The sequence below is a fragment of the Bifidobacterium porcinum genome (assembly GCF_055378475.1).
Genome location: NZ_AP029603.1, coordinates 361,447 through 373,063, shown reverse-complemented (window position 1 = coordinate 373,063; position 11,617 = coordinate 361,447). Strand labels below are relative to the sequence as shown.

The following is an 11,617-nucleotide window of genomic DNA, read 5'->3' as shown; positions in this document are numbered from 1 at the left end:
TCGCCTCTGTGGAATTACCACGGCTCGATGATGTATGGCGCCGGACACTGTTGTCTGACGCCAGCCTCAGTCTAGGCTGGGCGCAAGCCTGAAAACGATTGCAGAAACCATATCTGCCGGCTTATGAAACAGTTGCATCGCCGGGCCTTCAAACGGTTCTCTCCGTTCGCAACAGAAACGTCAAATATGTTGTCAAAGCGATTTCGACACGCCGGACGTGTTGAATCACCGGGGTGAAACATGACAATACGGCGTTGCAACATGCCATGCCGGTATTGCAATTTTCATCACCACTGCCAAATATCCAGCACCAGCGTTTCAGACAAATATGCGCGGATATTCGAAATACAGGAATGTAACGTTTGCATAGGATTTGCATGCATACTGCCGGTCTCTGCTTGCCTGTTTCGTTCAGCCTTCGACATCAAGCGTGCCGAGCAGGGCCTTGTGATCAGAGCCGGCAATTGTCACCGTTTCCAAATCCCCCACCGCAACACTGCGATCATGCACAATATGGTCAATCTCAACCAACGACGGCACCTCGACCCGGCCGCCGAACAAGGTGATATTCGACGGATACGTCATATGGAACCATGAGCCGTTCTGCTCGCCGGCGTCCACGAACCGGTCACCCAGCAGGAAACGGAAGCTCGCATGGTCCCACGTGGAGTTGAAATCACCCATCAGCACGAACAGCCGGGCGTTCGACTGCAACTTCGCGATACTGTCAAGGCCACTGTTCCACAGGCCCTGATTCCTCGGACGCGGGGAGAACGGGTGCACGCTGCCAAAACACACCGTTCTCGATGCCATGCGCACGCATGCCGACGGCACGCTGGATGCTTCGATGGCGATTAAATCGCCGGTTGTGCTGACGGGCTTCGCTGCGGTGTACAGCACGTTCACCCCGCCGTTGTCGTGGCCGCTGGGCGTGGCCACCACCGAGTACGGCAGCACACCGCCCAGCCCGGCAGCCTCCAGACGTTGCAACAGGCCAGTATTCGCCTCCTGCAAGGTCAGCACCTCGACATGCTCCTCGCGCACCGTGCGTACGATCTGCTGCGCATCGGCCAGACCATTCTTGGTATTCAAAGTCATGACGCGGGCATAGCGGTCTGAGGAACCGCCCGTGAGGCTCGATACCGACGGCAGTTCGTGGGTACGCTCATCCGACGTCCAGATATACCCCCAATGCCAGCACAATTGGGTCAGCAAGCACAACGTGCACACCACAGCGAGCGCCCGACGACGCCCGATCAACGCGCATACCAGCGTAACCGCCGAAACGCACGCCAACCACGGCATGAACGCGACCACCACAGGGATGTATTTCTTGCCGTCAAGCCCGTTGGGCGTCATCCGCAGGATCATGACGCCGATCACCGCAAGCGTGATCAGCCACAAGACGGTGAACAACGGGCGCGCACGCAGGGAATCCTCGCGTTGCCAATCGCCGTACAAATCCTGATCGGTGTCGACCTGGTCATACAGCTGCTGGACATCACCCATGCCATACCTCGTTCCATGATTCCCTGATTCCGGGACGCGAGATTCCCTGCGAAGCCCCGCGCGAAACCCTGCGTACTTGCCATACGGTCCTGCCGCACACTCCCCGGAAGCGGCATGCGACCACCTTAGTTCACCAGCGGCGAGCGTGACAGGCAGTGTTACAGAAGTCTCACGAAACAAGAATATGCGGTGAGGTTTGCGTGGATGTTCAGCGGCACGGCTACTCACGCATCCATACGTATACAGCTCGGTGAGTGCTGTGGTACCTCAGACACGCTTCAGGCACAGATCGAACACACACTCCAACGCCTCACACGGTGGCGGTGAGCCCCTGCCACATGATCTGCGTACGCTGCGGGGCAGCCCCGACACCGTAATGTTTGCGCATGCAGGTAAGAATCGTGCGCAATGCAGCATTGGTTTGGTTCGCCGCGAGACGGAACTTGTCGAATTCCTTACCATGCGGATCTTCGATATTCTCGGACGGCGGAAGCATCGGGCGAACCATCGGCGCCAGATGAATCACCGATTCCAACCGCTCTTGGATGGTGCGGCCTTGCACCATGCCGTGTTCCGCGCAATATTGGCACAGCGCGGCGAATTCCGTAAGCACGAACGTGTAGCGGACGGCCGTGGGTGCGACGGTGACAATATCTTTGCGCTGAGCCGCCTCGAAACAGAGAATCAAATCGGCGTTCTGGGCGATTTGCCTAGTTAGACGCCGGGAACGGAACCCACTGGAATCAATGCCGATGCTGGACATCAGCCGGGCGCTCGAAGGATCGATGGGATGCATGGGCAGACCCTTGGTGCCGGCGCTGCTTACCGTAATGGACGTGCCGGAAAGGTAGCGGGACAACAGCAACTCGCCCATGGGCGAGCGGCAAATATTACCGGTGCACACGAACACAATCTGCATACGACCTATCCTTTACACGGCGGGGGTCACCAGGTGGAGGACCTATAAGTCACCATTCTACCGGGATGGCACGTCTTTGTGAACGACCATATAGAAGACCATCTCGACCGGGGCTTTGAAGGGGAAAAAAGAGACCTCGGGCGAACTCTATGAATTTCAGCAATCATCGAAAACATGCCATTGAAACACTTTGTACGGTGGCATAAAACAACATTGCAGGGCAATGTGTTGGATTAATATCGCAAACATGCAGAAGCTACCAATTTGTCGTTCAGGGTCAGGGTATACTCGACCCCAGAACATGCCGTGAGCCCTACAAACCGGTTCGATATTCAAGAGCCAAAACGGTCCATACTTCTTCAAGCATGGATAGGGGCGGGGGAGGCATACAAGACATTTGAGGACAGGAGAGAACAGAAGATGCCAGCTCGGGAAGGCTCCACAACAGCAGTGCAATTCCGTGACCGGCGTGTGCAGGATATTCCCGCTCCCCCGGCCGCGAAAAACAGGCCGCATGTAGCCGTATCCGGAAATTCGAAGCCAACTTCGGCATCGCACACAGCGCGCACGCCCCGCCAAAGCAGCCAGAGCCTCAACGCCGAAACCTCGTTCTTCGACGGATCATACTTCGCGCCAGATGAGCAGGGCGTCCTTCACCGTACATCCGATACGCATCCCCCGCTGGGATATACCATTCCACGATGGCGGTATGTGTTTAATGCGACACTGATTGCGCTAGATACGGTGATGGCTCTTCTCGCATGCAGCGTGATGTTCCTGTTCAACCATCACGGCTATCAGTCCCTACTTGCCAATGATGGACAAATCGACGGGGTCACAGGCTTCCTCGTCATTGTCTGCATCACCAACTTGTTCAGCCTGTATATCTGCAAGAGCTATGAACGGCACACCATGGGCGAGGGATATGAGCTCTATACGAAGCTCATCAACTCCCAGTTGTTGAACTTCATCATGCTGTGTTCTGCAGCATACATTTTCAAGTTGGATGTTCCCCGCACCTTCACCTTCTTGGTGCCGATCATCACACTGCTGCTACTGATCGTCGAACGTTGGCTGATGCGACGGTCACTTCACCGCAACCGCAGGAACGGCGAATACAACTATCCGACCGTTCTCGTCGGATCCCCCGAAGGGATTCGCGAAATCATCGCCAACCTCAAGGCCAACAACTCACTCGGGTATGAGCCCATCGCCATTTGCCCGGTAGCATCCACCAGGAAAACCGACAACGCGGACTCACCGCAGCACCTCATCTCCGTACCGTTCGAGCCGAACACGGACTTCGAACGCAAGCTGCGGATTCTGCCGCTTGACTCGCACCTGCCACAAGCCGCAAAACGGCTCAACGCGCAGACCGTGCTCATCACCGATGTGCTCACCCGCGACTCGGAAACCATGCGCACGCTCTCGCTGGCCGTGGAATCCATGGGCATCGAGCTCGCATTGACCGCCAAAGTCGCGGATATCGGCGGCAGCGAACTGCGGTTCCGCAACAACCCGACAACCCCGATACTCACTGCGAAGCTTCCACAGTACACGATAACCACGCGAATCATCAAACGCCTGTGTGATCTCGTGCTCTCCTTCATCGCTCTGATACTGCTGTCGCCGGTCATGGCGTGGGCGGCCATCATGGTGAAAAGAGAGGACGGAGGGCCTGTATTCTATTCACAACAGCGAATCGGAATCTACGGCAAACCGTTTACCATGTACAAATTCCGTTCCATGCGCACCGACGCCGATGCCGTCAAAGCGCAGCTCGCCAAGGAACGCGGCATCGAAGACCGGTTCATTTTCAAACTGAAAGACGATCCGAGAATCACCAAGATTGGACACTTCATCAGGAAAACCTCCATCGACGAATTGCCGCAATTGTTCAACGTGTTGAAAGGCGATATGAGCTTGGTGGGCCCACGACCGCCGCTGCCGGAAGAAGTCGCACGATATGATTCGTTGTATTCCACGCGACTGCTGGTCAAGCCCGGCATCACCGGTGCGTGGCAGGTATCCGGGCGTAGCGATCTGACCCAGGAACAATCCGAAGTCATCGACGTCTCTTATGTCCAAGACTGGTCGCTCACCGGCGACATCGCGATACTGTTCAAAACAGTGTCGGCAGTCTTGAAGGGCACCGGATCCTACTGATTCAGCCAATCGGAATCGAACCTGTCGAATAGCTGAAATCTCAGCAAACCGGTTCGATTCCATTACACTCTTGCGGGAAGTCTTGACGCGCCGGGGAAGGAGACGTATCACGGCATTCCGCCATCGCTTCCAGTGGGCGGCTGCTCGGGCATAAGGCTCGGGCAGCCGCCCACGGTCATTGTGCGCCGGACCGACTATCATGGAAAGTTCAAGAGCGATCAGACAACACAAGCAGGCGCCATCCGGAAGCAGCACCGCATGACGTGGCGATGGACTGGCGAAACAGGTGAGGCATTGAGCAGGAAAGACGACGACAGACGACAATCCGCGGACGGCCGGGACTCGGATGGAGGGAACATGGGTCGCCGGAACACGGCGGACCAAGACACGGCGCGCAACGCGGCGAATCAAGACGGCGGGGAACGAACCGGGCAGCGCAACTGTGCCGAAAACGGCGAACAGGACAGCAAGCCAACGAACCAGCGAATCCGCGCCAAACGAATCGGCAAGAAAATCGGCAAAGACGTGGACAAACCGCTCAACTCCGCAGAAGCATACGTGGACGGGCATCTGAGCAGAACCGCACTCATCTCGCTCATCATCCTCACTTTCATCACCTTCGTCGGCAATTTCACCCAGCTTCAACTCAGCTCCGCACTGCCTACCATCGTGGAGGATTTCCACATCAGCGTCACCACCGGACAGTGGCTTACCTCCGTGTTCCAACTGGTTATGGGCGTTATGGTGCCGCTCACCGCATACCTCACACGACGGTTCACCACGCGGCAGATCGTCATCACCTCCATGATCGTATTCACGGCGGGTTCAGTACTCGCCTGGCTCGGACCGACATTCGTCATCGTGCTCCTCGGACGAATCCTCGAAGCCATCGGCACCGGTGTCATGTGGCCGGTCCTGCAGATTACCGTGTTCTCCATCTACCCGCTCTCCCGCCGCGGATTCGCCATGGGAACCGTCGGCATGGCAATGAGCGTCGCGCCCGCCATCGGACCAGTTATCGGCGGCTGGCAGACCGACGCATACGGGTGGCGTTCGATCTTCATGACGCTGACCATTATCGGCATCGCCTCGGTACTGCTCGCCTTCTTCGGGCTGCACAACTTCGGCGCCAACGACCGCAGCGCGAAAGCGGATTTCTTCTCCGTAAGCCTCTCCATCTTCGGCTTCGGCGGGCTCATGTTCGGCTTCACCAACATCGAGGCGCACGCGTTCACACATCCGCTCGTCTGGCTGCCAATACTGATCGGCATAGCTGGCATCGTCTGGTTCGTCATGCGGCAAATTCACATGGCTGCCGCATATCGGGCATGGAAACGCGCGGATAATGCTGCTGAGAGCGCGCAAAGCGCATCTGTTCCGGCGGTTCCGTCGATTCCGTCGGTTCTGGAATCGGGAACAGGTACGGCTGCCGGCGCAACTGCCGAACACACAGCAATCGGCGGCGGAGCGGCTACACCGGTCCGAAAGGCTGCAGGGGGCTCGAACGGGGGAACAACCGCCCCAGCGAAGTCGAGCGAATCGGAACAGGTGCCCAGCACCTCCCCCGCACCACGACCAGCATTGCTCGACCTCGGTGTACTGCGCAACACAAGTTTCACCGTAGGCACCATCTGCGCCGCACTCAGCTTCTTCGCATTCAGTTCGATCATGGTGATCATTCCGCTGTATATCCAGAACGACCGCGGATACAGCGCAACCATGAGCGGCTTGATCATGCTGCCGGGCGCTATCGGCCAGTGCATTGCGCAATTCTGCGGAGGCAGACTGCTCGACCGATTCGGAGCACGGCCCGTCGCGCTCGTCGGATCAGCAACACTGCTCATCGGCACCATCATGATGAGCATGATCGGCACCGATACGTGGATTTGGTGGGTATCCATCTCGCAATTCACCCGCCAAATCGGCATGGGTCTGGTGCTCATGCCCGTCACCACATGGTCACTCAACTGCCTGGCAAGGCAAGAAGTATCCGCAGGATCAGCCGTCACCAACACGGTACGGCAAATCGCCGGGGCCATCGGCGCGCCGGTCATGGTCATCACCATGGAAACCCTGACGCGGGTGTTCCACGAGGGCGGGCTGGGCGCGACACTCGCCAACATCGACGGCGTGAAATGGACGCTGCGCATCAGCGCCTGCTTCGTGCTCGCACAACTGCTGCTCGTCATGTTCGGCGTGCACGGTCAAGGAGCCGGCTCGGCACGAGAAGCAGCACAGTACGCAATCAACCGGATGCGGCTGCACGGCGGTGCCGGGGATTGAGCCGACGACGGCGCAGCAGCCAAGCTGCAGCCATGCTCTCGACGCCCATGTGATACAACGCGATACCAGCATGTTTCGTCTGCCATCTACGCCCGCAAGGTATCTCGCTTATCTGTGTTCGTTGGCATCCGATACCTGCAATAGCACTGTTGATTTTCCGCGGCTCGTACTCGCGATACAAACGATTATGCACACAGATAGCGAAGATACGTTCCGCGAAGTACTACAGATATGCGAGATACGCATCCGCTGAATCGCGAATACCGGAAATACCAGCTACCGACAGGCACGGAAACGCTCTGGAATGCTCTGGCCTCTTGAAGCTGCCATACCGAGCCGCGTCAAGACTCGCGAACCAGTCGACTCCCTCAGAACAGCCGATATCGGGCGGGCACGCTTGTCTCAATTCTGACCGGTCATGGTGAGATAGACCAGCACCACATTCAACGCGATAATCAGCACGGCAACAATCAGGAACACCACATGCTTGACCGTGCTGTCACGATATTCCCCCATCAACTCCCGGTCACGTGTATAGCGCATCAACGGGATAATCGCGAACGGAATACCAATCGACAGCACAACCTGGCCAATCACCAACGCATACGTCGGATTCGCAGAAAACCACAACACCACCAGCGCCGGAACCAACGTCACCACACGGCATGCCCACATCGGCGCATGGATGTGCAACAAGCCGCGCATAATCTCCGAACCGGCATACGTGCCCACCGAGGTGGACGACAGTGACGAAGCAAGCAAGCCAATCGAGAAAATCGTTCCAATCGCGGGGCCAAGCGCCATCTCGATCGCATGCTGCGCACCCTCAATCGTGTCCGTGCCCTTCATGCCGTACAGCGAATTGGCGGCAAGCACAAGCAACGCAAGATTCACCGTACCCGCCAACGCGAGCGCCCACACCACATCAATCTTGGAACCGCGCAGCAACTGTCTGGTGTCTGGTTTTTCTTCACCCGGAGCATAATGATCGTTCACCAGAGTGGAATGCAAATAAATCGCGTGCGGCATAACCGTCGCACCCAGAATCGACGATGCCATCAACACGGAATCCGCGCCACGGAACCGCGGGATCAAACCGGCAAGCACATCACCGCCATTCGGCGGGTCGACGAACAACCCGGCGATAAATCCAAACGTAATCACCAGCAGCATCGCAATAACGATCTTCTCAAACACGCGATGCGTACGGCCGCCTTGGAACCACAACAGTACCGTTGACACCGCGCCGATAACGCAGCCGCCCCAGAACAACGGCAGACCGAACAACAGCCTCAGCGCGATCGCCCCGCCGATGACCTCAGCAAGATCCGTTGCAATCGCAATCACCTCGGCCTGCATGAAGAACATGTACCTGCCGGCGTCGCTCATCCGTTCGCCGAGAATCTGCGGGAGCGATTTGCCGGTCACGATGCCGAGTTTCGCGCTTTGATACTGGATCAGCACGCTCATGAGGTTCGCCAGCACCAGCACCCACACCAGCAGATAGCCGTAGCGGGCGCCCGATGTGATGTTCGCCGCCACATTGCCCGGATCCACGTAGGCGACCGCGGCGACAAAAGCCGGGCCGAGGATCGAGGCTAGCGCGTGGCCGTGGTGGTGTGGTCGGGATTGGTTGTTGGGTTGAGTGGGTTGGGGTTGTGTTGCGTGCCCGGTTCCCTGTGTTGCCGATGCTCCCGTGGGCAATTTGCCACCCACGCATCCGCGTACTGACTGATTCGGATCCAGCTGCGCCTTGTGAGCGGCTGTATCCGTATTCTTTCCCCGATGTTCCGACTCGCTCATGTTCAACCAGCTCTCATGTCTCGTCGTGATATCTCATATTCATTGTCGTGCCGGCGGGGTGACCGCCTCACGAGTCCGTTAGTGTTATAGGTCCGGTTTGTAACGCTGTGTAACATAGCGCGGACTGGAGCTCTCAGCCCTTGTGCCGTCAGGCGACACGCCGTGTGCAATGGGAGTGGAATGCCGAGATGGAATCTGCTGATTCGGACATCCTCGCAGCACCGCGGCCATCGCCTCACGTTCCTGTGGCGTCACACTCAGCCCATACTTGGCCTTCACCGCGACCTGCAACGCCACATACGTGCAGCGGAACTCAGCATTCGTCGGCAACCAGTATGCCGCGGACGCAGCCCCCTTCTCCTCATTCGCAGGACCATCGACTGCCAGCAGATTCAACGGATCATTGCCGAAACGATACCGCTGTGCACGGTTCCACCGGGATGCGCCGGAACGCCAGGCATTCTCCAAGGCAACCACATGGTCAATCTGGACGGCGGTGCTTGATTGTGCGCCGCGTACGAAAGCAATCGTGCGGCCGGTATACGGGTCTTCGAGCGTGCCGGACCGCACAACGCAGCCGCCCGCCACGGTGAAGCGCACATCATGCAAGTCTCGTGCGAGAATATCGTCGCGGATATCACACCCGTTCCCGTCATCGTCGGTCTGGCGATATCCGAATTCGTCGCGCTGGTACCCCTTGCCGGATTGCCGGGCATCCACCACAAGTGTGCGCAACACATCGGCGACCGGACCAGTCGCCACATATTCGCCGGTGATCCGTGCAGCTGGCGGGCTCACGTACGGCAATGCCAAACCGACCGCAAAACCGAAGCACGCGACCACAACGACGACGATCAGGCACCTCGCCCGAGGACTCGCGACACGCGGTCGGCTGAAACGCCCCGACGACAGATGCTGCCGCCGATGCCAGCGAAATCGCCAAAATCGTTGCGATGCCCCAGGCGAAGACCCCCAAAACCGTTGATACTGCCGATGCTGCTGAGACTGCTTCCGCCCACGGTCCATGGCTCCCCCTGCCCGTTACCAATCGTGTCCGATGTTCATGACATCTCCGTCGCCGCTCCCCCAGCTCGCCCCGGATTCAATCTATCGGACGAGTGTGACAGCCCCTATCGATACCATCGCAGTAGTCCCGACAGCCCCGATTGGCCCCTAATCAACCCCAACAACAAACGACGGCGGCAAGCTGCCTGCGCAACCTGCCGCCGTTACCCGAGCGTATCGCTGAAATCACGCTACCTTGCCGGATTGCAAGTGGTCGAAGACCGGCTTGTTGTCGCCGTCGAACTTGTAGACGCCGATGTTGGCGCTCGACGGGTCATGGTCCTTGTTGAACGGGCCGATGCCGGTCAGACCTTGGTACTGAATGGATTTTCCACTCTTGATCAGAGCCAGGCACTCCTTGTAGCTCTTGCACTTCGTACCACCATCCGCACCGGAGACCGCGGGCAGATTGTCCTTGATTGTCGCGCCGTCAACCGCACCGCCCTTCTGGGCAGCGAGCGCGGAGAGCACTACTGCGTCATAGGTTTCAGCCGCATACGTGAAGTTCTTGACCGACGAATCGATGGACTTGATGCGTTTTTGGAACTCGTTACTCGCTTCGGCGCCCGGAATCGTCGCGGAATCACCCTTCAGCACACCGGGGTCGAAATCGCCCGAATAATCCTGGGTGTTGCCATCAGTCAGGTACAGCTTGTTGGTATCGATGCCTTGGCTGATCATTTCCTTGACCAGTGCTTTGGTCTGGTCGAAGGCGATCACCAGAATCGCGTCAGGATGGGAGGCTTTCAGCGTGGTCACCAGTGAGGAGAAATTCGTCTCCGTCGGGTCGAAGGTCTCGGTCTTGCCGTAGACGATATTGACATTGCTGTCGGCGAGCGTATTGACGATCACCTTGCGCAGCCCAGTGCCGTACTCGTCGTTGAACACCGCGATGGCGAGATTTTGCACGCCATCCTGTTCGATAACGTTGCCCATCACCGCGCCTTGCACACCGTCAGGGGCGATTGTGCGGAAGAAATACTCGTCGATGCCGGACAGACTGGGCGATGTGGCGCCGACCGAAATAACCGGGACCTTGGAACCGGAAGCCTGCTTGTAGATGTTCTTGGTCACCGAACTGGACGGCGAGCCGATGATGACGCCCGGCTTCTTGGCGAGCAACGACTGCACACCGGAGGTGTTCTGGTCGGCGTGGTCGGCGTCCGAGGAATCGGCGATGGCAGTATTCACGGTTTTACCGAGCACGCCGCCGGCCGCATTGACATCCTTGACGGCGAGCTTGAACGCTGCGACCGTATCGGGGCCGAGGTATGACAGGCTGCCGGTCTCGGGGAAGAAGCCGCCAAGCATCAACGCCCCGGAGTCCGCCGAGGAAGAGCCAGATGACGAGGATGTCCCCGAGCCGCAGGCAGCGAGGCCGGACAGGCCGAACGCGGCGGCGACGAACAGTGCGGTCGCGCGCATCGTCGCCATGCGGGCGGAGCGGCGGCGACGCATGCGTACGTGGTGGTGTTTGCGGTTGAACCGCTCGTTGTCTGGGTTTGCTGCGTTGCCTGTTACACGGCCTGCTGCGGTATTGTTCATCACATACCCGGCATCTGTGAATTCAGTCATGATAGCTTCCTTTCTTCTGCTTCCCAAACAATCCGCCTCCCCGGGAACCGATATCAAACTGATGCTTGAGCTTGAGCTTGTGTTCGAGCCGATGCGAATCATCGGCATCAAACGCACGTCTCATCGATAGCGGTTTGCGCCAGATGATGGTTTCCGGTGCAATACCGGGGTGTTGCGTTGCGCACCATTGTGCGGATTGAACATTTCCCCGCCGTTCCTCTTGGGCAACATCGCTGTTGCCGGACGGGGCGGTGCGTAACCATCAGCGCACAATCGTGTTTCGGGGGTGGTGTGGCG

General features: G+C 58.2%; 8 protein-coding genes. 2 read left to right on the top strand and 6 right to left on the bottom strand.

All coding sequences use genetic code 11. The features are described from left to right. Window positions 1-411: 411 nt before the first annotated feature. A complete protein-coding gene (locus tag ACZ41G_RS01445; RefSeq protein WP_464145506.1) occupies window positions 412-1,509 on the bottom strand; it encodes an endonuclease/exonuclease/phosphatase family protein in 1,098 nt (365 codons plus the stop codon). 310 nt (window positions 1,510-1,819) lie between these two features. Further along, entirely contained in the window at window positions 1,820-2,428 is a 609-nt protein-coding gene (locus ACZ41G_RS01440) for an arsenate-mycothiol transferase ArsC (RefSeq protein WP_464145504.1), read from the bottom strand. Window positions 2,429-2,878: 450 nt separating this feature from the next. Here ACZ41G_RS01440 and ACZ41G_RS01435 point away from each other — a divergent pair, with 450 nt between their 5' ends. Both ACZ41G_RS01435 and ACZ41G_RS01430 read left to right on the top strand, forming a co-directional pair. Continuing rightward, on the top strand, window positions 2,879-4,594 hold the full coding sequence (locus tag ACZ41G_RS01435; protein ID WP_464146163.1) for a sugar transferase: 1,716 nt from the start codon (window positions 2,879-2,881) through the stop codon (window positions 4,592-4,594). A gap of 357 nt (window positions 4,595-4,951) precedes the next feature. Then, window positions 4,952-6,877, top strand: a complete 1,926-nt coding sequence (locus ACZ41G_RS01430) for an MDR family MFS transporter (protein ID WP_464145502.1) — start codon at window positions 4,952-4,954, stop codon at window positions 6,875-6,877. 402 nt (window positions 6,878-7,279) lie between these two features. Here the strand turns inward: ACZ41G_RS01430 and ACZ41G_RS01425 are convergent, their stop codons facing one another. The 4 genes from ACZ41G_RS01425 to ACZ41G_RS01410 all read right to left on the bottom strand — a co-directional run bounded on the left by ACZ41G_RS01425 (window position 7,280) and on the right by ACZ41G_RS01410 (window position 11,444). Continuing rightward, window positions 7,280-8,680 (bottom strand): Nramp family divalent metal transporter, encoded by a 1,401-nt coding sequence (locus ACZ41G_RS01425; RefSeq protein ID WP_464145500.1) that lies wholly within the window; start codon window positions 8,678-8,680, stop codon window positions 7,280-7,282. Between the two features lie 84 nt (window positions 8,681-8,764). Continuing rightward, the gene (locus tag ACZ41G_RS01420) at window positions 8,765-9,538 is read right to left on the bottom strand and encodes an HNH endonuclease family protein (RefSeq protein ID WP_464146161.1); all 774 of its coding nucleotides are present in this window, start codon (window positions 9,536-9,538) and stop codon (window positions 8,765-8,767) included. 393 nt (window positions 9,539-9,931) lie between these two features. Continuing rightward, on the bottom strand, window positions 9,932-11,170 hold the full coding sequence (locus ACZ41G_RS01415) for an ABC transporter substrate-binding protein (RefSeq protein ID WP_464146159.1): 1,239 nt from the start codon (window positions 11,168-11,170) through the stop codon (window positions 9,932-9,934). Between the two features lie 142 nt (window positions 11,171-11,312). Beyond that, complete coding sequence (locus ACZ41G_RS01410) at window positions 11,313-11,444, bottom strand: hypothetical protein (protein WP_321046835.1); 132 nt, start codon at window positions 11,442-11,444, stop codon at window positions 11,313-11,315. Window positions 11,445-11,617 lie beyond the last annotated feature (173 nt).